This is a genomic window from Streptosporangium sp. OZ121 (genome assembly GCF_051918885.1).
In the GTDB taxonomy this organism is placed as follows: Bacteria; Actinomycetota; Actinomycetes; order Streptosporangiales; family Streptosporangiaceae; genus Streptosporangium.
Window position 1 is genome coordinate 93,779 of record NZ_JBPXMC010000020.1, and the last position, 21,873, is coordinate 115,651.

Annotated in this window: 18 protein-coding genes; 10 read left to right on the forward strand and 8 right to left on the reverse strand. The window is 71.1% G+C overall.

Annotated elements, in window-relative coordinates; translation table 11 throughout:
• Window positions 1–100: 100 nt before the first annotated feature.
• Together ACTOQ1_RS29415 and ACTOQ1_RS29420 are read right to left on the reverse strand one after the other, a co-directional pair.
• The gene (locus tag ACTOQ1_RS29415; RefSeq protein WP_440071214.1) at window positions 101–1,507 is read right to left on the reverse strand and encodes an aminobutyraldehyde dehydrogenase; all 1,407 of its coding nucleotides are present in this window, start codon (window positions 1,505–1,507) and stop codon (window positions 101–103) included.
• Window positions 1,508–1,541: 34 nt separating this feature from the next.
• Entirely contained in the window at window positions 1,542–2,813 is a 1,272-nt protein-coding gene (locus tag ACTOQ1_RS29420; RefSeq protein WP_440071215.1) for a glycosyltransferase, read from the reverse strand.
• 125 nt (window positions 2,814–2,938) lie between these two features.
• On the opposite strand from ACTOQ1_RS29420, the gene ACTOQ1_RS29425 reads away from it, so the two are divergent.
• Window positions 2,939–3,547, forward strand: a complete 609-nt coding sequence (locus ACTOQ1_RS29425; RefSeq protein WP_440071216.1) for a TetR/AcrR family transcriptional regulator — start codon at window positions 2,939–2,941, stop codon at window positions 3,545–3,547.
• A 2-nt stretch (window positions 3,548–3,549) separates the two neighbouring features.
• Here ACTOQ1_RS29425 and ACTOQ1_RS29430 read toward each other — a convergent pair whose 3' ends face one another.
• From ACTOQ1_RS29430 to ACTOQ1_RS29445, 4 genes are read right to left on the reverse strand one after another with little or no spacing between them, the layout of a single operon-like run.
• Entirely contained in the window at window positions 3,550–4,575 is a 1,026-nt protein-coding gene (locus ACTOQ1_RS29430; protein ID WP_440071217.1) for an ABC transporter ATP-binding protein, read from the reverse strand.
• Window positions 4,575–5,348: an ABC transporter permease gene (locus ACTOQ1_RS29435; protein WP_440071218.1), complete on the reverse strand. Its 774-nt coding sequence runs from the start codon at window positions 5,346–5,348 to the stop codon at window positions 4,575–4,577. Before ACTOQ1_RS29435 ends, ACTOQ1_RS29430 begins: the two co-directional genes overlap by 1 nt.
• Window positions 5,341–6,225, reverse strand: coding sequence for an ABC transporter permease (locus ACTOQ1_RS29440; RefSeq protein ID WP_440071219.1), 885 nt, complete (start codon window positions 6,223–6,225; stop codon window positions 5,341–5,343). Before ACTOQ1_RS29440 ends, ACTOQ1_RS29435 begins: the two co-directional genes overlap by 8 nt.
• Entirely contained in the window at window positions 6,222–7,349 is a 1,128-nt protein-coding gene (locus tag ACTOQ1_RS29445) for a polyamine ABC transporter substrate-binding protein (protein ID WP_440071220.1), read from the reverse strand. The genes ACTOQ1_RS29440 and ACTOQ1_RS29445 overlap by 4 nt, the downstream gene beginning before the upstream one ends.
• A 313-nt stretch (window positions 7,350–7,662) precedes the next feature.
• Between ACTOQ1_RS29445 and ACTOQ1_RS29450 the strand changes: the two genes are divergently transcribed.
• Window positions 7,663–8,646, forward strand: coding sequence for a hypothetical protein (locus ACTOQ1_RS29450; protein WP_440071221.1), 984 nt, complete (start codon window positions 7,663–7,665; stop codon window positions 8,644–8,646).
• 46 nt (window positions 8,647–8,692) lie between these two features.
• Entirely contained in the window at window positions 8,693–9,697 is a 1,005-nt protein-coding gene (locus ACTOQ1_RS29455; protein WP_440071222.1) for an SIS domain-containing protein, read from the forward strand.
• 217 nt (window positions 9,698–9,914) lie between these two features.
• Here the strand turns inward: ACTOQ1_RS29455 and ACTOQ1_RS29460 are convergent, their stop codons facing one another.
• Window positions 9,915–12,635, reverse strand: coding sequence for an ATP-binding protein (locus tag ACTOQ1_RS29460; RefSeq protein WP_440071270.1), 2,721 nt, complete (start codon window positions 12,633–12,635; stop codon window positions 9,915–9,917).
• A 302-nt stretch (window positions 12,636–12,937) separates the two neighbouring features.
• On the opposite strand from ACTOQ1_RS29460, the gene ACTOQ1_RS29465 reads away from it, so the two are divergent.
• The 7 genes from ACTOQ1_RS29465 to ACTOQ1_RS29495 all read left to right on the forward strand — a co-directional run bounded on the left by ACTOQ1_RS29465 (window position 12,938) and on the right by ACTOQ1_RS29495 (window position 21,086).
• Window positions 12,938–15,169 (forward strand): ATP-binding protein, encoded by a 2,232-nt coding sequence (locus ACTOQ1_RS29465; protein ID WP_440071223.1) that lies wholly within the window; start codon window positions 12,938–12,940, stop codon window positions 15,167–15,169.
• 114 nt (window positions 15,170–15,283) lie between these two features.
• A complete protein-coding gene (locus ACTOQ1_RS29470; protein ID WP_440071224.1) occupies window positions 15,284–16,009 on the forward strand; it encodes an alpha/beta fold hydrolase in 726 nt (241 codons plus the stop codon).
• Between the two features lie 381 nt (window positions 16,010–16,390).
• Window positions 16,391–17,689, forward strand: coding sequence for an MFS transporter (locus tag ACTOQ1_RS29475; protein WP_440071225.1), 1,299 nt, complete (start codon window positions 16,391–16,393; stop codon window positions 17,687–17,689).
• A gap of 66 nt (window positions 17,690–17,755) precedes the next feature.
• A complete protein-coding gene (locus tag ACTOQ1_RS29480; RefSeq protein ID WP_440071226.1) occupies window positions 17,756–18,577 on the forward strand; it encodes an alpha/beta fold hydrolase in 822 nt (273 codons plus the stop codon).
• Between the two features lie 12 nt (window positions 18,578–18,589).
• The gene (locus ACTOQ1_RS29485) at window positions 18,590–19,426 is read left to right on the forward strand and encodes an alpha/beta fold hydrolase (protein ID WP_440071227.1); all 837 of its coding nucleotides are present in this window, start codon (window positions 18,590–18,592) and stop codon (window positions 19,424–19,426) included.
• A gap of 14 nt (window positions 19,427–19,440) precedes the next feature.
• Window positions 19,441–20,232: an alpha/beta hydrolase gene (locus tag ACTOQ1_RS29490; protein WP_440071228.1), complete on the forward strand. Its 792-nt coding sequence runs from the start codon at window positions 19,441–19,443 to the stop codon at window positions 20,230–20,232.
• 62 nt (window positions 20,233–20,294) lie between these two features.
• A complete protein-coding gene (locus ACTOQ1_RS29495; RefSeq protein ID WP_440071229.1) occupies window positions 20,295–21,086 on the forward strand; it encodes an MBL fold metallo-hydrolase in 792 nt (263 codons plus the stop codon).
• 175 nt (window positions 21,087–21,261) lie between these two features.
• Here the strand turns inward: ACTOQ1_RS29495 and ACTOQ1_RS29500 are convergent, their stop codons facing one another.
• A complete protein-coding gene (locus tag ACTOQ1_RS29500) occupies window positions 21,262–21,873 on the reverse strand; it encodes a DUF742 domain-containing protein (protein WP_440071230.1) in 612 nt (203 codons plus the stop codon).

Sequence of the window (21,873 nt, forward strand, 5' to 3'; positions counted from 1 at the left end):
TTGGAAGCGGCGGAAGCAATTTGAGCACATCCTTTATGTCACTTCGAATGGAGTAAGTGCCGACATATCCCCTTAAAAGGGACATACGGCATCAAAGTTTTCAGGCGGGCCGGAAGGAATCCCTCACCTCCGGAGCCTGGTGCTTGATCATCAGGTGGCGGGTCACAGAGTATTCCTGAACCGCCTCCTGACTCATGTCCTTGCCGAAGCCACTTCCCTTGACCCCGCCGTGCGGTGCCTCGGACGCGATGGGCAGATGGTCGTTCACCCAGGTCACGCCCACGTCGAGCCGGTGCGAGACGCGCAGTGCCCTCGCCACGTCCCTGGACCAGACCGAGGAGGCCAGCCCGTAGGGGGTGTCGTTGGCCAGCCGTACCGCCTCGTCCTCACCGTCGAAGGGCAGCGCCACGAGGACCGGACCGAAAAGCTCACCCTGAACGATCTCACTGTTCTGCGCGGCGCCGGAAACCAGGGTGGGCGGATAGTGGAACCCGGGCCCCTCGAGCGGGACGCCGCCGTGCAGCACGGAGGCGCCCGCGGCGACGGCGCGCTCGACGAAGCCGTGCACGCGGTCGCGGTGTCCGGCGGAGATCAGCGGGCCGATGTCGGTGGCCGGGTCCCAGGGGTCGCCCACCGTGATCTGGGCCAGCGTCGCGTGGAGCGCCTCGACGGCCTCGTCGTACACGTCGCGGGAGATGTAGACGCGGGTCGCGGCCGTGCAGTCCTGACCGGTGTTGTAGGTGGCGCCCATCGCGACGCCCCTCGCCATCTCCGACAGGTCCGCGTCGCCGAAGACCAGCGCCGGGGCCTTGCCGCCGAGCTCCAGGTGGACCCGCTTCAGCGAGCCGGTGGCACCGCGCATGACGGCGCGGCCGGTCGCGGTGGAACCCGTGACGCTCACCATGTCGACGCCCGGGTCGGCGACGAGGGCCTCCCCCACCTCGGCGTCGCCCAGGACGACCTGGAGCAGGCCGTCGGGCGCGCCGGCGCGGGCGAACAGCTCCGCCATCCTGAGCGTGGTGCCCGGCGTCTGCGGGGCGGGCTTGATGACCACCGCGTTCCCGGCCGCCAGCGCGGGGCCGATCTTCCACACCGCCATGACCAGGGGGAAGTTCCAGGGGGCGATCGATCCCACGACCCCGACCGGGCGGCGTACCAGCACCGAGGTGTAGCCGGAGCTGAGCACTCCCGCGCCGGTGCCGTCCAGCGAGCGGGCCGCACCGGCGAAGAAGCGGAGGTTGTCGGCCGCGAACGGCAGCTCGCCGTCGCGGAAGACCGCGGCGGGCTTGCCGGTCTCGATGACCTCCAGCCGGGTGAGCTCCTCGGCGTCGCCCTCGACGAGGTCGGCGAAGCGCAGCAGCACCCTGGACCGTTCGGCCGGGGTCGCCGTGCTCCACTCCTCGAACGCCGCGCGGGCCCGCCGCACGGCGGCGGCCACCTCCTCGATCGGGGTGTCGGCCACCTCCCGCAGCAGGTCGCCGGTCGCCGGATTGATCAACTTGCCCATGGAACTTCCCTCGTCGTGGTGATGCGGGGAGCCGTCAGGCGCCGGCCCGCTCGATCAGGTCGGCCGCCCTGCGCAGGCCGTCCCTGCCGCGGATCTCCTCGCCCGCGGCGGCCAGGCGCTCGCGGAGCGCGGTGTCGCCCAGGAGCCGCTCCAGCGCGCCGGTCAGCTCCTCGTCGGAGAAGGTGTAGGTGGCCAGGCGCACGCCGTAGCCGAGCTCGTGCACGCGCTGCGCGTTGTCGTACTGGTCCCAGAACAGGGGCAGCAGGATCATCGGCTTGCCGAAGTGCAGCGCCTCGGTGGTGGTGTTGTTGCCGCCGTGCGTGATGACCAGGTCGACCAACGGAATGATCTTGGTCTGCGGCACGAACTCGGCGCCCCACATGTTGTCGGCCAGCTTGATCTCCTCGTGCAGCGGCCCCATGGAGACGATGAAGCGGTACGGGGTCGTGGCCAGCACGTCGATGACCCGCTGCATGAGGGCGACGTCCGCCGAGCCGAGCGAGCCCAGCGAGAAGTAGACCAGCGGCCCCTCCTGCCCGGCCAGCGACGCGGGGAGCTCGAAGCCGCCCTCCGTCTCGCGCACCGAGGAGTCCAGGCGGTGCCAGGAGTCGCCCAGCGGCCGGGCGTCGGTGTAGTCGGCGATCTCCGGGAAGACGTACAGGTTGAGGTCGCCCTCGTGGATGAAGTCCAGGTCCGGCAGCGGGCGGGCGCCCTGCTCGACGACCCACTCGTTGAAGGCGGTCCAGATCTCGCGGTGGGTGCGGTCGTACTCGGCGTTGAAGGCGTCCCACTCGGAGCGGTCGTCGGCGGGCAGCCCGGAGAAGACCGGCGCGACGCCCTCGCCGCGCACCTCCAGCGGGTTGCAGGACACGATCCGCACGAACGGCTTGCCCGCCGTCAGCAGCGCCGGGAAGGTGATGACGTTGTCCTCGACGATGACGTCCGGCTGGACGCGCTCGATAATCGCCTTCAGCTGAGGCTCGCAGTACTTGGCACCGTCGATAAGCGCGTCCCAGATCGGCTTGGTGACCGTCTCCAGCTGCTCCAGGGTCGACTTCCGGTATTCGGGCGCGGTGTCCCTGATGAAGTCCTTCCAGAACTGCCCGGCGTCCTGCTCCTCCTCGGACGGCGGCGCGAGATCGACCAGGTCCTCCTCGAATCCGAGAGCCGCCAATTTCCCCTTCCAGGAGGCCTCAGCTGCGAAAACGACTCGATGTCCGCGCTTACGAAGAATGTCACCGATGCCGATGCAGTTGTTCGTCGGCCCGTAGGCACTCTCCGGCATGAACAGGATCGTGAGAGACATCACGCCTCCTTGCGTCTAGGGGTTGCGGCTTTTGAAGAATGGTTCAATTCTTGGCTGGTAAAAACGCTGGGAAAGGGCCACTATGGACCCCGGCACAGAGCGTGGTTTTCAACGAGCGGGGGAATATGACGCGCAAGGGACGGGCGGACCGGCGCCTGGATCTCATCGCGGCCGCACACCGGGCGATCGTCCGGCACGGCACCGAGGGGGTGCACCTCAACCACGTCGCCGAGGAGGCCGGTCTGACCTCCGGAGCGGTCCTCTACCACTACCCGCGCCTCAGCGAGTTGCTGGTCGACGCCCACCACGCCGGGATGGAGCGCTTCTACGAGCAGAGGCTCAAGCGGATCAGCGGCATGCGCGACCCCGCGGAGAAGCTCGTCGTGACCATCCGCTCGGGGCTGCCGCACGGCCCGGACGACCCGGACGTCCGGCTGCTCAACGAGCTCGGCGGCGCCGCGGCCCGCAACAGGATGTACGCGCTCCTGCTGACCACGCTCTACGACCGCCAGGTCTCGCTCTACCAGAGCATCCTCGACACCGGGGCCGCCCTGGAGACCTTCAGGCTGTCCGGCGACTCGCTGCCCATCGCCCGCAACCTCGTCGCGCTCGAGGACGCGTACGGCTACCGCATCACGGCCCGTCACCCGGTGATCGGCACGCAGGAGGCGGCGGAGCTCATCCTCGACTACGCCAGGACCGCGACGAACAACCCGCTCAAGTCTTCTCATTGAGGTCATTGAGGAATCAGCACTCCGTCCCCGTCCGCCCAGCCGAGCGCGACGAGGGAACCGGCACGCACCTGCGTGGCCCCGGGGGTGGCCACCAGGACGGGCGTGGGGCGCCCGCTCACCTGGACCGACACGTGCGAGACGCCGCCGAAGAAGCTCACGTCGACGACCTCGCCGCGCAGCACCCCCTCGGTCCCGATCCTGAGCCGCTCCGGCCGCACCGCGAGCAGCGCGGGCGTGCCGTCGGGCAGGTTCGAGACGCCGGGAAGCACGCCGAGCCCGTCGCCGGCCAGGCCGACCGAGCAGGCCCTGCCGGGGAAGATGTTGTTGGCCCCCACGAAGCCGGCGACGAACGGGGTGCGCGGGCGCTCGTACAGCTCCACCGGGGCGTCGACCTGCTCGACCGAGCCCGCGTTGAAGACCGCGATCCTGTCGGCGAGCGACATGGCCTCCTCCTGGTCGTGGGTGACCACGACGAAGGTGATGCCCACCTCGTTCTGCAGCCGCTTGAGCTCCAGCTGCATCTCCGCGCGCACCTTCTTGTCCAGCGCGGACAGCGGCTCGTCGAGCAGCAGCAGGCGCGGCCGCTTCACGATCGCGCGGGCCAGCGCGACCCGCTGCCGCTGGCCGCCGGACAGCTGCTGCGGCCTGCGCCCGGCCATGGCGTCCAGCCCGACCTTCTCCAGCACCTCGCCGACCCGGCGGCGGACCTCCGCCCGGCCCAGCCTCTCCCGCTCCAGGCCGTACGCGACGTTCTTCGCCACGGTCATGTGCGGGAACAGGGCGTACGACTGGAACATCAGGTTGACCGGGCGGCGGTGGGCCGCCCGGCCGAGCAGGTCGTCGCCGTCGAGCGTGACGGAGCCCTCGTCGGGTGACTCGAAGCCCGCCAGGATCCGCAGGAGCGTCGTCTTGCCGCAGCCGCTGGGGCCGAGCAGCGCGAAGAACTCGCCCTGCCGGATCTCCAGGGAGACGTCCGACAGCGCCGTGACGTCGCCGAACCGGCGGCTGACACCTGTGATCTTCAGCATTAGGACAGCGACTCCGTCAGTCGGGTCATCCGCTGGGTCACGATCACCGCGGTGAAGCTCACCAGCAGCAGCAACGTGGCCAGCGCGTTGATCTCGGGGGTGACCCCGAAGCGGACCATTGAGTAGATGACGATGGGCAGGGTCGGCGTGGTGGGCGCGGCCGTGAAGTACGCGATGACGAACTCGTCGATCGAGAGGGTGAACGCCAGCAGCGCGCCCGCCGTGATGCCCGGCGCCAGCTGCGGCAGCGTGATCCGCAGGAACGTGGTGAACGGCGTCGCCCCCAGGTCCCTGGACGCCTCCTCCAGGGAGGTGTCGGCTCCCGCGAGCCGGGTGCGCACCACCGCGGTCACGAACGCCATGCCGAACACCGTGTGGGCCAGCAGCACCGAGTGCAGCCCGAGGGTCGACCTGATCGTGGCGTAGAACACCAGCAGCCCGATGGCCAGCACCAGGTCGGGCAGGACCGCGGGCAGCACGCCCAGCGCGTCCAGCGTCCGCGACCTGGTGTGCCGGGCCAGGCCCACCGCCAGCAGGGTGCCGAGCACCGTGGCCAGCACGGTGGAGCCCGCGGCCACGACGAGGGTGTTGACCAGCCCCTCGCGGATCTTGGCGTTCTGGGCGAGGACGCCGTACCAGTCCAGGCTGAAGCCCTCGTAGACGTAGGGGGACTCGCCGGCGTTGAACGACATCACGACGAGCACGGCGATCGGCGTGTAGAGGAAGACGTAGGTCACCCAGAAGGGGACGTACAGCAGGCGTGATCTACGCACGTCGGGCACTCCAGGCCTGCAGGAGCAGCAGGACGATCAGCACGGCGATCAGCGCCAGCGCGAGGGTGGATCCGAACGGCCAGTCGCGCGCCTTGAGGAACTGGTCCCTGATCAGGTTGCCGACCATGATGGAACGGCCGCCGCCGAGCAGTTCGGGGATGATGAAGTTGCCGAAGCTCGGCACGAAGACGAACAGGCAGCCGGTGAGCACGCCCGGCAGGGTGAGCGGCAGCGTCACCGACGCGAACGTGCGGACCGGCGAGGCGCCGAGGTTGGCCGAGGCCTCGCGCAGCTGCGGGTCGAGCTTCTCGATCGCCGCGTACAGCGGCAGGACCATCAGCGGCAGGTAGGAGTAGACCAGGCCGGTGACGATGGTGCCCTGGTTGTAGAGCAGCTCGAGCGGCTTGTCGATCAGCCCGAGGTCCAGCAGGGTGCTGTTGACCAGGCCGGGACCGCTCAGCAGGATGATCCAGGCGTAGATGCGGACCAGGAAGTTGGTCCAGAACGGCAGCACGATCGCCACCAGGGCGATCGTCTTCCACTTCCGCGGGAGCTGGGCGATCAGGTAGGCCGTCGGATAGCCGACGAGCAGGGCGATCAGCGTGGCGATCGTGGCCAGCTTCAGCGAGCCGAGCACGACGTCCAGGTAGAGCGGGTCGAGCAACCGGGCGAAGTTCTTTCCCGTGACCTCGTAGACCACCCCGCCGAACCGGCCCCTGCGGAAGATCGTGAAGCTGAGGAGCAGGGCGAGCGGTACCAGCAGGAGGACGAGCAGGTAGGTCAGACCGGGCCCCAGGAAGACGAGTCTTCCCAGGGCACGCGACCGGCGCGCCCGCGATCTCGCGGACGCGCCGGAAACGGTGGTGGAACGTGTCACTGCTTCGCCGAGACCTCGGTCGCGAGCTGGGTGAACTTGACGGAGTCCTCGCCCAGGTCGATGATCGACTCACCCTTGAGCAGGTCGGACGGCGTCATCTGCAGCGGGGCGTTGTCGGCCTTGAGCTTGGCGTCCATCGCGTCCATCGCGGCCTTGTTCGGGACCTTGTAGAGGATGTTCTCCGCGGCCCAGCCGTGGACCTTCGGGTCCAGGATGTAGTTGATGAAGGCGTGGCCCGCCTCCTTGTTCTTGGAGGACTTCAGCACGACCATGGTGTCCACCCACAGGTCGCTGCCCTCCTTCGGGATCACGAACTTGATGTTCTTCTCGGTGGTCGGGCACCAGCCGTCCCACGCCTCGACCATCACGGCCTCGCCGGTCTTCAGCTTCTCGCCGAAGGTGGTGTCGTCGTAGCCGAGCAGCTTCGGCTTGGCCTCGAGAAGCTTCTCCTTGACCTTGGCGATCTCCTCGTCGCTCTTGGTGTTGACCGAGTAGCCGAGGGCCTTGATGGCGGGAAGGGCCAGCCAGCGCTCGGTGGTCATCATGGTGACCTTCTTGAGCGCCTCGGCCGGCGGGTCGAGAATATCGTTCCAACTCGTCGGCGCGGTCTTCACCAGGTCGGTCCGGTAGCAGATGCCCGTGGTGCCCCAGGTGTAGGGGACCGAGAAGACGTTGCCCTTGTCGTAGGACAGCTCCTTGGCCTCGGGGTAGAGGTTCGCGAGGTTGGGGATCAGCTCGGGGTGGATCGGCTCCAGCAGCCCGGCCTCGTTGAGGGCCTGGGCGTACTGGCCGGAGACGAAGGCCACGTCGAGACCGGTGTCGGTGCCGGCGGTGAGCTTCGCCATGATGTCCTCGTTGGTGGCGTGCTCCGTCACCTTGAGGGTGGTCTTGAGGTTGTCCTTGATCCGCTGGGGCAGGTCCTCGGGTGTGTAACCGGCCCAGACGGAGATCGTGACGCTCTGCTTGGAAAGGTCGGCGTTGGGGTTGAGCTGCGCCGACGAGGCGCTGGCGGCGGGCGCGGCGGCGGTCTCCGCGGCCTCACCTCCGCAGGCCGAGACTGCGAGCGCAAGACCGGTGACCAGGGCGGCGACCGGAAGACGACGGGTGTACCGGGTGCGGGACACGGCCGCTACTCCTTCAGAATTCAGTGTAATTGGGGTAGACCGGCCGTTGGGGACACGGCAGACCAAAGCAGGAGTGTTGCAGTCAACATTAACTTGAGCAAGACTTCCCCCGACATCACCCCTGGAAAGTTTGGTCCGTTTGTTAAATCCTGCTTCAATCTGGGACCGGCTCGACACGGTTCCCCAGGCCGGCGACGGGCGGACCAGTGAGCTCCTCGCGGCTCTGACCTGCGATGTACCGGCCCCATTCGCCGTGCGTCGATTCCATCCGCTTCCCGTACCGATCACCACTCTTTTCTCAATCGACACTCAATTGTCATCGAGTGACGAGGGCGTCCGAGGCGCCGAGCGAGCGGTCGAGGCCGACCAGACCAACCATTCGGTGGTCGTCGGCGAGCGGGTCGTCGTGAAATGGCTCACTCCCCCCGCGCCGCTCCCCGCGCCCGCGCCCGACGTGTTCGCGCACCTGACGTCGGTCGGCTTCACCGCGACCGCCACGCCGTACGCGTCCGTCTCCCGGCGCGCCGACGACGGCTCCGAGCTGCTGCTCGCCCTCGTCACCGCGTACCTGCCCGGCGCCGCGGACGGCTGGGAGTGGTGCGTGGACGAGGCCGTCTCCGGCGGCACCTCCTTCGCCGCCGACCTGGGCGTCCTCGCCGCCGACCTGCACGCGGCGATGGCGACCCCGTCCGCGACCTTCCCCGACCCCGTGGGACACGCGGACGCCGTACGGGCGGGAGAGAGCCCGTGGTCGCTCCGGGCGGGCGAGGCGCTGGAGGAGGCGCTGGCGCTGACCGGCGGCGAGGACGGCGACTGGCTCGCGGAGCGCGCCGGCGCGCTCCGCGCCGAGCTAGCGCCCCTCGCCTCCGCGGGGGCCACCCCGCTGATCCGCATCCACGGGGACCTGCACGTCGGCCAGATCCTCCGCTGGCGGGACGGCTACGCGGTGATCGACTTCGACGGCAACCCGACCGTCGCGGACGCCGACCCCTTCCAGCCCGCGGCCCGCGACCTCGCCCAGCTCACCACGAGCCTCGAACACGTCGGCCAGGTCGCGATCAGGCGCCGCGACGCCGACCCCGAGGTGATCGCCGGCTGGTCCGCCACGGCCCGCGCCACCCTGGAGTCGGCCTACCTCGGGCGGCTGGCCGAACGGGGTCACACCGCGCTCCTGGACCGTTCCCTGCTGCGCCCGTTCGAGATCGAGCAGGAGTGCCGCGAGCTCGTCTACGCGGCCAGGCACCTGCCCCGCTGGCGCTACGCCCCGATGGGCGTGCTGCGGTCCCGATACCGATGAACCCGAAGAACCCGAAGAACCCGACGACCTCGATGGAGGAGAGACCGTGAACCCCGAGCTGTACCTCGCCGATCTGGAGGCCAAGCCCGCCGCGCTGGCCGCCCTGGCCGACGCCCTGGAGGCGGGCGACCCCTTCACGGGTATCCCCTCGGGGATCCGGCGGGTGCTCCTCCTCGGCATGGGCAGCTCCCGCTACGCCGCCCGGGTGGCCGCGCTGCGCCTGCGGGCCGCGGGGGTGGACGCGGTGGCCGAGTACGCCTCCGCGGCCCTGTCCTACCCGCCGGCCCCGGACACCCTGGTGGTCGCCATCTCCGCCACCGGCGGCAGCCGGGAGACCCTGGACGCGGTGGCCCGCCACCGGGGCCGGTCCTTCGTGCTCGCGCTGACCAACGACCCGGACTCGGCCGTCACCGAGGGCGCCGACCTGGTGGTCCCGATGGTGGCGGGCGAGGAGCGCGGCGGCGTCTCCTGCCGGACCTTTCAGCACACCCTCGCCCTGCTCCTGGCACTCGGCGGCCATCTGACCGTCCCCGCCTGGGGCGGGCGTGTCCCGGCCGGGGACGAACCCGGCGGTTTCGGCCGGGACGTGCCCGAGCTGCTCCGCCGCACGGCCGAGGCCACCGCCGACCTGCTCGACCGCCGCGACGAGTGGCTGGAGGAGGCGGCGGCGCTGCTCGACGGCCCGCACGGCGTCTACACGATCGCTCCCGCCGAGCACCTGTCCTCGGCCGAGCAGTCGGCGCTGATGTTCAGGGAGGGCCCCCGCAGGGCGGCCGACGCGTGCGAGACCGGCGACTGGGCCCACGTGGACGTCTACCTCACCAAGACCCTCGACTACCGCGCCGTCCTCTTCCCCGGCTCCCGCTACGACGAGCAGGCCATGGACTGGATCGGGCAGCGCGGCTCCACCGTCCTGGCCGTCGGCGGCGAGCTTCCCGGCGCCAAGGCCTCCGTCCGCTACCGCCACGACGACGACCCCGACGTGGCGCTGCTGACCGAGACCCTGGTGGCCGAGCTCATCGCCGCCCGCTGGTGGCTCGCGGGGAACTGACGCGGGCTCCCCCCTCGCGCGGAACCGGCGCGCGGGTGCCGCCACGAAGCGGTCAGTTGACCGCATCGCCCCCCGCTTCGGACGTTCCGACGATTCCCGGCGCGCCGCACGGTGCTCCGCTCGCCCACTTCGAGCAGCGGAACGGAGCCCATGCCGGAGTTTCCGGCGAGATGACGGCACGTGGCGACGGTACGTTCCGCGTGACGGACCCTGGTCATCAGTCGCGTGACGTATTCACCAGGGCGTCGCGCAGTTGCGCGCGTGAGGTGATGCCGAGCTTGGGGAAGGCTCGGTACAGGTGGGTGCTGACGGTGCGGTGCGACAGATAGAGCTGCTGGGCGATCTCCCGGTTGGACAGGCCGTCGGCGGCCAGCCGGGCGATGTGCAACTCCTGCGAGGTGAGGAACTCGGCGGTCGGCGGGACGCGCAGGTCACTGGCCTCTCCCGCGGCCCGCAGCTCCTGGCGGGCCCTCTCCCCCCAGGCGAGCAACCCGAGCACGTCGAAGGCGTCGCGGGCGGCCCGCAGCGGCGCACGCGCTTCCTGGATCCGCCGCCGGCGGCGCAGCCACATGCCGTGGGCGAGCAGCAGGCGCGCCCGCGCGGTGGGCCAGCGCGACAGATCGGCGCTCAGCGCGTCAAGATAGAGCGCCTCGGCGTCGGCGTCGTCGGCCAGCAACGCACGCGCGTGCCGGAGCCCCAGGTGCAGGAGCGGAGACGGGGTCCGGGCGGCCACCTGCTCCAGCTCCGCCACCGCCCCTCTGGCCGTCTCCCGCCGGCCGGTCGCCACCGCGGCCTCGGCCAGCTCGCTGATCACCCACTGCCGCCAGATCTGGTGATGGGCGGCGTCGCCCGGCTCGAACAGCCGCCACAGGTGTCCGAACGCGTCGTCGTACCGCCCGGCGCACAACGCGATCATGCCCCTGGCGTGCTGGAGCACCGCCACGGCCGAGCTGATCGCGACGGTGCCGAGCACACGCTCGCCCTCGGCGACCAGCGCCAGGCCACGTTCCTCCTCACCGCGGAGCCCGGCCAGCAGCCCCAGCATCCCCAGGGACGAGGCCTGCCGTCGCACCTGCGCGGTCTCGCGGGCCAGCCGGTGGGCCTCTTCCGCGACCAGAAGCGCCCCGGCCCAGTCGCCGCAGAAGACGTGGCGCCACACCTGCGTGCTGAGCGCCCGCGTGAGCAGGCCCAGCCTGCCCTGGGCCCGCAGATCGGCGATCGAGGCGTCCATGAAGTCGCCGACCAGGTCGAAGGCGCCGACCGTGCTCGCCGCGATGCCCAGGAGCCGGGTCGCGGCCCCGTCCAGCCGGGTGTCGCGCATCTTGGCCAGGCGCTCGATGACGTCCGCCCCGCGTTCCACCGCCCCCGCCGTGGCCAGGGTCACCAGCAGTTCCGGATCCTCGTCGCCGGCCGCCAGCCGCTCGGCCAGGGCGATGACGCGCCGGCGCTGCTCCCAGCCGGGGTCGCTCCACCAGCAGCGGATGGCCGCCGCCCGGACGAAGCCGAGTGCGAGCTCGCGGTCACCCGCCGCCTCCACCTCTTCGGCGGTCGTGACAAGCCGCCGGATCCGCGCCGGGCCCTCGTCGCGTCCTTCTCCCAGCATCTCGGTCAGCCAGACGACCCTGGCGCGCGGCAGCTCGCCCAGGACCGACGGCTCGGCCAGCGCGAGCAGTTCGGCGACCTGGTCGCCGCGGCCGAGTTCGAAGGCCAGCTCGGCCGCGGCCAGCAGGCGACGGGCACCGGCCGTGGGCTCCTCGCTGACCTCCGCCGCACGGCGCAGGGCGGTCACCGCCACCGGGATCGCGCCGCGCTGCCGGGCCCGCGCGGCCACCTCCGCCAGCTCGGCGGCGACGGACTCGTCCCGATGGGCGATCGCCGCGGCGCGGTGCCAGGTCCTGCGGTCCGGGTCGCGGCCGTGCACCCTGGCCAGCGCGGCATGGGCGGCCAGGCGATCGACGCGGCCGGCCTTCTGGTAGATGGTCGAGCGCACCAGGGGGTGCCGGAAGCGCAGGGCCTGCCCGTGGAGCTCCACCAGCCCCGCGTCCATGGCCGGGGCAAGCGCCTCGGCGGTCATCTCGGTGCCCGTCATCATTCCGCCACCCGCGAGGACGTCGGCCAGATCGTGGCCGTCGTTGGCGGCGGCCACGAGCAGCAGCCCTCTGGTGTGGGGCGGGAGTTCGGCCAGCCGCACGGCGAAGGCCCGCTCCAGGCGCGCCGTGAGCGGCAGCAACCCCGCCTCGGCCGTGGCCGTCCCGGTGTCCAGCGCGAGTGGCAGCTCGACCAGGGCGAGCGGGTTGCCGTCCGCCTCGCTCAGCACGCGCCGGCGCATGCCGACGCTGAGATCGGCGGCCTGGGCGTTCAGGAGTGCCTCCGCCGCGGCCGGATCCAGGCCGGCCAGCCTCAGCTCGGGCACGTCGCTGTCGTCCAGGCTGGTCGGGTAGCCGTCGCGAAGGGCCATCAGCAGCACGATCGGATCCGAGCGCACGCGCCTGGCCACGAACCCCAACACCTCGATGGTGGGCCGGTCCAGCCACTGAAGGTCGTCCACCACGATCAGCAGCGGCCGGGCGGCCGCCACCTCCCCCAGCAGGTTGAGTACGGCCAGCGCCACCATGAAAGGCTCGGGGTCACTGACCTCGGCCATCCCGAAGGCACCGAGCAGGGCCTCCCGCTGGCGGGCGGACAGCCGATCGGCGGTGCCGAGCATCGGCCGCAGCAACTGGTGGAGCCCGGCGAACGGCAGGTGCGTCTCGCTCTGCACCCCGGAGACGCCGGACACCATCACATCGCGTGCCTCGGCACGTGCGATGGCGACCGCCAGCAAGGCGGACTTGCCGATACCCGGCACGCCGGATATGACCAGGGCGCCACCGCCCTCGTGAACGAGATCTACGAGGCCCTCGATCTGGGCCATCTCGCGGTCGCGCCCGAAGAGCATGATCACGCGATACCTTCCCCGGAACCCGATGATCAAATTGTCGCACAAGTACGTCACGTGACGAATGACTGCTGCCTTGACTTGGGGGCGCCGCGGGGGTGCGGAGGGGACTTGGGGGCGCCGCGGCGGGTGCGGAGGGCCTCCCCGCCGGCTCGTGCCGTCCCAGCGCCGTCCGTCACGAACGCCGGTTTCCGTAACCTCGTGGATCTTGGGAGCGCCGGTTTTCCACGTAAGCTTTATGTGATCTCCACCAGAGCGCGGAGAAGGAGCACTCGATCACCACCCCGGCCAGCTTCGCGGAGGTGCTGCGTCGCCATCGGCACGCGGCCCGCCTGACGCTGGAGCAGCTCGCCGAGGCGTCGGGGGTGAGTGACCGGACGCTGTCGGACATGGAACGCGGACGCAGCAAGGGCCCCCAGCACCGGACCGTCACCGCGCTGGCCGACGCTCTCCGTCTGGCCGACGCCGACCGCGAACAACTCGTCGAGCTGGCGCGCGAGGGCCGCCTGCGCGACCGCTGGGCCCGCCCGACCGGGCTGTGCGAGCTGCCGCGCTCCGTCGACGACTTCACCGGCCGAGCCGCGGAGCTGGCCTGGACCGGCGAGCTGACGCACGCCGGGGACGCGCCGGGCGCCGCGGGCGTGCGGCTCGTCACCGGCTCCGCCGGGCTGGGCAAGACCACGTTGACCGTCCGCGCCGCCCATGCCCTGCGGCCGGACTTCCCCGGCGGGGTGTTCTTCCTCGACCTGTTCGGTATGTCTCCGCAGCCGCTGCCCGTCGACGAGGCCCTGGGCACGCTGCTTCGCGCACTCGGCATCGCGGATCAGCGGATGCCGGGCGACGTCGCCGGGCGTGCGTCCTTGTACCGGTCCCTGCTGCGTGAGCGGCGCGCGCTGATCGTGCTCGACAACGCCGCCTCCGAGGAGCAGGTCCGGCCGCTGCTGCCCGGCGGGGGCGCGGGCAAGGCCCTGGTGACCAGTCGCCGCCTGCTGGCCGGTCTGGAAGGAGTGCGCAGACTCGGCCTCGGGCCCTTGCCCCTGCCGGAGGCCACCGAGCTGCTGAACGGAATCCTGAAAGACCGCGGCGCCTCGGACGATGGACCAGCCGTCTGGCGGCTCGCGCGCCTGTGCGGCGGTTTGCCCCTCGCGCTCCGGATCGCCGGAAATCGGCTGGTCAGCCGGCCCGGCTGGAACGCCACCGACCTCGCCGCCCGGCTGACGAACGAGGAGCGCCGCCTGGACCAGCTCAGCGCCGGCGATCTCAAGATCGCCACCGCGTTCGGGTTGTCCTACGAGCAGCTGGCCCACGCGACGCGACGGCTCTTCCGCCGGCTCGCCCTGGTGCCGGGTCGCAGCTTCGACGCCGCTCTCGCCGCCGTGGTGGGCGGCACGTCGATCGAGGGGGCGTGGGACGCCCTCGACGAACTCGTGGACCTCGGCCTGCTGCAGGACAGCACGTCGGGACGCTATCGCTTCCACGACCTGGTCCGGCTGTTCGCCCGCGACCGGCTTCGGGAGGAGGAACCCGCCGACGAGCGCGACACGCTCACCGTGACGATGACGTCGTGGCTGGTGCGGACGGCCACCGCCGCCGGGCGGTGGTTCGAGCCCGGGTACGGCCCTCCCGGCCGGTTCGCCCCCGGCCTCGCCGACCTGTCCTCCCCGGAGGAGGCCGACCACTGGCTGCGCGTGAACGTGGACAACTGGCTGGGCGCGTTACGCCACATGGCGAGCACCGGCCGGTTCGCCGCCGTCCTCGACTGCGCCGAGTCGATGCACTGGTTCTCCGACCGGTGGATGCACGCGCCGCACTGGTACGAGGTCTTCACCCTCGGTGCCGAGGCAGCCGCTTCCCTGGGCGATCCGGCCCGGCAGGCCGCGCAGCTGAACCTGCTGGCCTGGGTCCATCTGGTGCCACGAGAGGACCTGGAGACCACACTGCGTTACACCGCCCAGGCGATGGACCTGGCCACGCGCAGTGGTGCCACCACGCAGATCGCCTTGGCCCACCACCAGGCGGGGGGCGCGCTTCGACGGCTCGGGCGGCTCGATGAGGCCATCGTGTCGGAAACCCAGGCGGCGAAGATCTTCAAGGCCAACGGCGACATCGATCGGTACTGCCACTGTCTCGGCGCCCTCGGCACCTGTCTTCGCGATGCCGGACACCACACCGAGGCACTGGAGCAGTACCTCGACCTGTGGGCCCTGCTGAACGACGACCGGTCGGGGATGACGCCGGGCGTCGCGGCGTTCACCCGGCCGATCGCGCTCGCCCGCATCGGCGAATGCCTGGGGCTGCTCGGTCAACGGGCCGAAGCGATCACCAAGCTCACCGAGGCGATCAGCCTCATGGAGCAGGCTCGGTTGCCCGTCCCGCAGGCCCGCTCCCTGGAGACGCTGGCGGCCTTGCTGGCCGACGAGGAACGCACCGGCGAGAGCCGCCATGCCTATGCGCGGGCGGCAGAGGTGTACGAGGCCGTCGGCGACGCCGAGGCGAGCAGCCGCTGCCGCGGCCTGGCGGACGCCGCGCCCTGACGGTTTCCGCCCTACTTCTGCGTCCTGTTCTGCGTGGCCGGGCCACGTACGCACGACTTGGATGGAGTGCACCGGGACAGACACCGGGCCTGTCAATCCAGCTCAGGAGCGACCATGACCACCATCGGGAACATCGTGCTCGTGCACGGTGGCTTCGTGGACGGATCCGGCTGGCAGGGCGTCTACGACGAGCTGACCGGGGACGGGCTCCGCGTCCGCGTCGCGCAGAACCCGACGCTGTCGCTGGAGGGCGACGCCGCGATGGTCCGCCGGATCCTGGACGGTCTCGACGGCCCGGCCGTCCTGGTCGGCCACTCCTACGGCGGGGTCGTCATCAGCGAGGCCGGTACCCACCCCAATGTCGCGTCACTGGCGTACATCGCCGCGTTCGCTCCTGACACCGGCGAATCGGTCGACACCCTCATCGCCGCGTTCGCCCCCGACACCGGCGAATCGGTCGACACCCTCATCGCCGCCCCGCCGTCCGGCGCGCCGGTGCCGCCCGTCCTCCCTCCCGTGGAGGGCTTCCTCTTTCTCGACCGCGACAGGTTCGCCGCCTCGTTCGCCGCCGACCTGCCCGACCAGGTGGCCGCGTTCATGGCGGACTCCCAGGTCCCGTGGGGCGTGGACGCCTTCGGCGGGACGGTCACCGAGCCGGCCTGGCGGCACAAGCCCAGCTGGTACCTCGTCGCGATCGAGGACCGGATGATCCCGCCGCCGGCCCAGCGCATGATGGCCGAGCGCGCCGGAGCGAAGGTCGTCGAGGTCGTCGGCAGCCACGCCGTCCACATATCCCAGCCCGCCGCGGTCGCCGACCTCATCCGCGAGGCCGCCGCCTGACGACGCACGCCCTCGCGGGGCCGGACACCGGTCAGATCCGGCCGGACAGTTCCATGAAGCGGTAAGGCGCTGCTCACAGGGCGTTCGAACAGGAAACAAGAAACCCTCCCTCGCCTCGACGGGGGAACCGGCCGGTCTTTCGCCGGGCCTGGTCATCACCGTCGAGGCCGATGCGCCGCGGGACGAGGGCGAGGCCCGCGCCGCCAGAACCCACGCAGAACCCACGGCGGGCGTGCCCGTGACCGGGGTGCGCCACCGGGACGTCATCCGCGGATCTCTCACGCTCAACGCCCCGCGCGGCATTCATGCCGCCCAGGCGGCGATCGATCGGGCCCGACGCTTTCCGGCGCGGGTGCTCGGCCCTGACAAAAGGAGGCAGACATGACAGGTAGACCGGTGACCAAAGCCGCTGTCGTCGGCACCGCGCTCGAATTCTACGACCACGCCCTCTTCGGCCTCGGAGCGGCGATCGTCTTCGACGAACAGTTCTTCCCGGCCGACATGCCCCTCGCGGGCACCCTCGGCTCCTTCGCCGCGTTCGCGGTCGGATTCCTGGCCCGCCCGATCGGCGGTGTCGTGTTCGCCCACTTCGGCGACCGCGTCGGGCGTAAGCCCATGCTGGTCGTGACGCTGCTGCTCATGGGACTGTCCACGGTCGGCATCGGACTGCTGCCCACCTACGAGCAGGTGGGCCTGGCGGCGCCCGTCCTGCTCGTGCTGCTCCGGCTGGCGCAGGGTTTCGGTGCGGGAGCCGAGTACGCGGGCGCCCTGGTCCTGGTGGCCGAGACCAGTGCCCCCCGCCGGCGGGGTCTGTGGGCCTCGCTCCCCGGGGCGGGCGTCCAGATCGGAATCCTGACCGCCACGCTGGTCTTCACCGCGGTCACGGCGCTGCCGTCGTTCGAGACCTGGGGGTGGCGGTTACCGTTCCTGCTCAGCCTCGTGGGCGTGGGCGTGGGGCTGTCCCTCAGGTTCCGGGTGCCGGAGTCGGAGCTCTTCGAGCGCGAGCGGGCGCGGGGCCTGAGCCGTTTCCCGGCGCTGGAGGTCGTCAGAAGGCAGCCGCGGATCCTGCTGATCGCCTTCGCGGCCAACGCCCCCTTCGGTGCGATCGCCTACATCTTCAGTGTTTTCGTGTTGTCGTACGTGACCAGGACGCTCGGTCTGCCGGCCACGGTGGGCCTGGTCGCCAAACTGCTCTCCGCCGCGGTGGCGATCGCGGTCACGCCGCTGTTCGGGCTGCTGGCCGACCGCGTCGGCCGCCGTCCCGTCTTCCTCGGTACGGCGCTTCTGCTCGCCGTGTTCGCCTTCCCGATGTTCTGGTTGATCGACACCGGCCGCCCCGAGCTGGTGATCCTCGCGGTCATGCTGGGGTACGGCGTCTGCGTCGCCGGGATGTTCGCCGTGCTGGCCTCGCTGCTGACCGAGCTGTTCGACACCCGCCATCGCTACAGCGGCGTCACGATCGCCCGCGAGTGGACGGCCGCGCTCACCAGCGGCCCCGCCCCGCTCGTGGCGGCAGGCCTGGTCGCGGGCGCAGGTGGCGTGTCCTGGCCCATCGCCCTGCTGGTGGTGGCCTGCTCGGTGCTCGCCTTCACCGCGGTCCTGTTCGCCCCGGAAACCCGCCACCGGAGCCTGACCGAAGCCGTGAGCGAACCGGCGATCCGTACAGGTGCAGTCATCTGACGGATTGCCGCCGAGGGCCGCGGATCTAGCGTCGAGCCCACCGACACCGATCAGAAAGGCCGCGAGATGCCCTACGTGAGCACCGCCGACGGTACGCAGATCTTCTACAAGGACTGGGGCAGCGGTCAGCCCGTCGTCTTCAGCCACGGCTGGCCGCTGAACGCCGACGCCTGGGACGACCAGCTCCACCTGGCCGCCTCCCACGGCTTCCGCGCCGTGGCGCACGACCGCCGCGGCCACGGCCGCTCCGGCCAGCCCTGGAACGGCAACGACATGGACACCTACGCCGACGACCTGTCCGCCCTCCTGGACACGCTCGACCTGCGCGACGCGATCCTGGTCGGGCACTCCACCGGGGGCGGCGAGGTGACCCGCTACATCGGCCGCCACGGCACCTCCCGGGTGAGCAAGGCCGTGTTGGTGGGCGCGGTGCCGCCGCTGATGCTCAAGACCGAGGCCAACCCCGCCGGGTTGCCGATCGAGGTGTTCGACACCATCCGGGGTGGCGTCGAGGCCGACCGCTCGCAGTTCTACAAGGAACTGGCCGTGCCCTTCTACGGCTACAACCGGCCCGGCGCCCAGGTGTCGCAGGGCGTCATCGACGCGTTCTGGCTGTGGAGCATGCAGGTCGGCCTCAAGGGCGCGCTCGACTGCATCAGGGCCTTCTCCGAGACCGACTTCACCGAGGACCTCAAGCGCTTCGACGTCCCCACCCTGATCGCGCACGGCGACGACGACCAGATCGTGCCCGTCGTCGCCTCGGCGCTGGAGAGCTCCAGGCTGGTCAAGGGCTCCACACTCAAGATCTACGAGGGCGCCCCGCACGGCCTGGCCGGTGCCTTCGAGCGCGAATTCAACGCCGACCTGCTCGCCTTTCTGAACGCCTGAAGGAGCACCCCCATGACTTCTCCGCGCCGCCTGCTGGGCATCCTCGTCGCCGGTTGTCTCCTGGCCCTCGGCCTGCCCACCGCACCCGCCACCGCGACCGGCACCGCGACCGGCACCGCGACCGGCACCGCGACCGCGAAGCCGACCGTGGTACTCGTTCACGGCGCGTTCGCCGACGCCTCCGGCTTCAACGACATGATCACCCTGCTGCAGCGGGCCGGATTCCCGGTGATCGCACCGGCCAACCCGCTGCGCGACGTCGCCGGTGACGCCGCCTACATCTCCAGCGTCCTGGACACCATCCCCGGCCCGATCATCCTCGCCGGCCACTCCTACGGCGGCATCGTCATCACCAACGCCGCCCGCGGCCACGACAACGTCAAGGCCCTGGTCTACCTCGGCGCGTTCGCGCCCGACCAGGGAGAGAGCGCCCTGCAGCTCGCCGGCCGGTTCCCCGGCAGCAAGCTGGGCGAGGCGCTGCTGCCCCGGCACTACCCGCTGCCCGACGGCACCATGGACGGCGTCGACGGCTACATCACCGCCGACAAGTTCCGCGAGGTCTTCGCCGCCGACCTGCCCGCCGCCAAGACCCGGCAGATGGCGGCCACCCAGCGGCCCGGCAGCGTCACCGGCCTGTCCGACGGCAGCGGCGCGCCGGCCTGGAAGACCATCCCGTCCTGGTATCTGATCCCCACCCGGGACAACGTCATCCCGCCCGCCGCCCAGCGCTTCATGGCCGGACGCGCCGGCAGCAAGGTCCGCGAGATCGACTCCTCGCACGTCGTGATGACGTCCCACCCCGCCGCCGCCACCGCGGTGGTCCTGTCCGCCTACGCCGCCACCCGATAGCAGGGGGAACCGACATGAAACCCGACACGATCGTCTTGATCCATGGCTTCTGGGTCACCCCGCGTAGCTGGGAGCACTGGGTCGCCCGTTACGAGGCTCAGGGATTTCGAGTGCTGGCCCCGGCCTATCCGGGTTTCGAGGTGGAGGTGGAGGCGCTCAACGCCGACCCCACCCCGATCGAGAAGGTGACCGTCCCGCAGATCATCGAGAGCCTGGAAACCCTGATCGGAGGCCTGGAGACGCCGCCCATCCTGATGGGCCACTCCGCGGGCGGCGTGTTCACCCAGATCCTGCTCGACCACGGCTACGGCGCCGCCGGGGTGGCGATCAACTCCGCGCCCACCGAGGGGGTGCAGGTGATCCCGCTGTCGCAGATCCGCGCCACCTTCCCGGTGTTGAAGAACCCCGCCAACCGGCACAAGGCGGTCGGGTTCACCTACGAGCAGTGGAAGTACGCGTTCACCAACACCTTCCCCGAGGACCAGGCGCGGGCGACCTACGAGCGCTACCACATCCCCGCCTCCGGCAACATCTTCTGGGGCAGCGCGCTGGCCAACATCCACCCCGGCAAGGACGACAACTACGTCGACTACCACAACGACGACCGCAGGCCGCTGCTGTTCATCGCGGGCGAGAACGACCACCTGATGCCGCCCAAGATCCAGCGCTCCAACGCCAGGCACTACAAGTCCGCCACCGTCACCGAGGTGGTCGAGTATCCCGGCCGCTCCCACCTGATGCCCGCCGAGCAGGGCTGGGAGGAGATCGCCGACCACGCCCTCACCTGGGCCCTCGACCACTCCTGACGTCGACCCCCCGGGGGGACCGCCACCCTGCCGTCCCCCCGGGCACTCCGAAGGATCAGCGCATGACGGAAGTCAGGTTCACCCACATCGGCGGCCCCACCGTCCTCATCGAGTTCGAAGGCTGGCGACTGCTGACGGACCCGACCTTCGACACCCCCGGCCGGACCTACGCGTTCGGCTGGGGGACCTCCTCCCGCAAGCTCACCGGTCCCGCCCTCCCACCGGACGCGCTGCCGCCGCCGGACGCCGTCCTGCTCACCCACGACCACCACGGCGACAACCTCGACAACGCCGGACGCGTTCTGCTGGCCACCACCAGAACCACGATCACCACCTCCTCGGGCGCCCGCCGCCTGGGCGGGACCGCCCGCGGGCTCAAGCCCGGGCAGAGCACCCGGCTGGAGGCACCCGGCCGGCCGCCGATCGAGATCACCGCCACTCCCTGCCGGCACGGGCCGCCGCTCAGCCGTCCCATCGTCGGCGACGTCATCGGCTTCGCCCTGACCTGGCCCGGCCAGACCCACGGCCCGCTCTGGATCACCGGCGACACGGTCTACCATCGCGCGCTTCGCCAGGCCGCCGCCCGGATACGGCCGGGTACGGTCCTGCTCCACCTGGGCGGCGTCGGCTTCCCCCTCACCGGGCCGCTGCGCTACACCATGACCGCACGCCAGGCCGTACGGCTGTGCGGGGCCGTCACTCCGCACACGATCCTGCCGGTCCACTACGAGGGCTGGCAGCACTTCCGGCAGGGCCGCGACGGCATCGAGCAGGATCTGCTGCGGGCACCGGGGCAGGTCGGCAGCCGGTTCCACTGGCTGCCCATCGGATCGACGGAACACGTGCGCCTCTAGACACCGGCCTTGCCACCGAGGGAGGCGGCCTTTCCGGCTCCGGCGGCCCGTTGACCTCACCTCCGGGCTCGGGGAGCCGCGCCGCCTGCCGGGAGACCGGCCCCGGCCTGTTCCCCGGCCGGCCAAAGGTGCCGTCAACGAGCGCGCCACCAATCCCCCACCGGGTTGGCCGAGCCTAGCCCCTGAGGTGGTTGAGGACGCGTTCGAGCAGGTCGGGACCGGGGCCCGCCGCGGTGACCCGGGGATGGTGGATCCGCACCAGGCCCTCGGACTCCATGTCGGAGACCAGGACGCGGGTGACGCCGAGGGGGACACCCAGGAGAGCGGATATCTCCGCGATCGAGCGGATGCTGCGGCACAGATCGCTGATGAAGCGGTATTCCCGGATGTAGGACAGGCCGAGCGGGGTCGTGGTCGTGGTCGTGACCAGCGCCTCCATGGCGAGCTTCGAACTCGGCACGACCCGTCCCCCGGTCACGGCGTACATCCGGACCAGCGCGCTCTCCTCCTCGGCCGGCCCGTCGTGCTCCGGCTCGTACCCGAGGCGCCCGTCCCGCCGGGTTCCGAACCCGGGCGGCTCCTCCGGGGAGCCGTATCCCGGCGGCTCGGTCCCGGCGCCGTGCGCGGGCGGCGCGAACGGGGCGGACGGGGGCGGCGCCGCGGGCCATCCGTGTGCCGGCGGCCTGGCCGGGAGGCCGTACCGGGGCGTGTCGTCCCCCCGCTCCTGCCAGGGGGAGGCGTGACCGTCGCGAAGCTCGCGCCCGTGGTCCCGGTTGCCGGCCCGCAC

Coding starts and splice junctions, on each gene's coding strand:
- ACTOQ1_RS29415 (WP_440071214.1), bottom strand. CDS start 1,507: ATGGGCAAGTTGATCAATCCGGCGACCGGCGACCTGCTGCGGGAGGTG.
- ACTOQ1_RS29420 (WP_440071215.1), bottom strand. CDS start 2,813: ATGTCTCTCACGATCCTGTTCATGCCGGAGAGTGCCTACGGGCCGACG.
- ACTOQ1_RS29425 (WP_440071216.1), top strand. CDS start 2,939: ATGACGCGCAAGGGACGGGCGGACCGGCGCCTGGATCTCATCGCGGCC.
- ACTOQ1_RS29430 (WP_440071217.1), bottom strand. CDS start 4,575: ATGCTGAAGATCACAGGTGTCAGCCGCCGGTTCGGCGACGTCACGGCG.
- ACTOQ1_RS29460 (WP_440071270.1), bottom strand. CDS start 12,635: ATGCTCTTCGGGCGCGACCGCGAGATGGCCCAGATCGAGGGCCTCGTA.
- ACTOQ1_RS29470 (WP_440071224.1), top strand. CDS start 15,284: ATGACCACCATCGGGAACATCGTGCTCGTGCACGGTGGCTTCGTGGAC.
- ACTOQ1_RS29475 (WP_440071225.1), top strand. CDS start 16,391: ATGACAGGTAGACCGGTGACCAAAGCCGCTGTCGTCGGCACCGCGCTC.
- ACTOQ1_RS29480 (WP_440071226.1), top strand. CDS start 17,756: ATGCCCTACGTGAGCACCGCCGACGGTACGCAGATCTTCTACAAGGAC.
- ACTOQ1_RS29485 (WP_440071227.1), top strand. CDS start 18,590: ATGACTTCTCCGCGCCGCCTGCTGGGCATCCTCGTCGCCGGTTGTCTC.
- ACTOQ1_RS29490 (WP_440071228.1), top strand. CDS start 19,441: ATGAAACCCGACACGATCGTCTTGATCCATGGCTTCTGGGTCACCCCG.
- ACTOQ1_RS29495 (WP_440071229.1), top strand. CDS start 20,295: ATGACGGAAGTCAGGTTCACCCACATCGGCGGCCCCACCGTCCTCATC.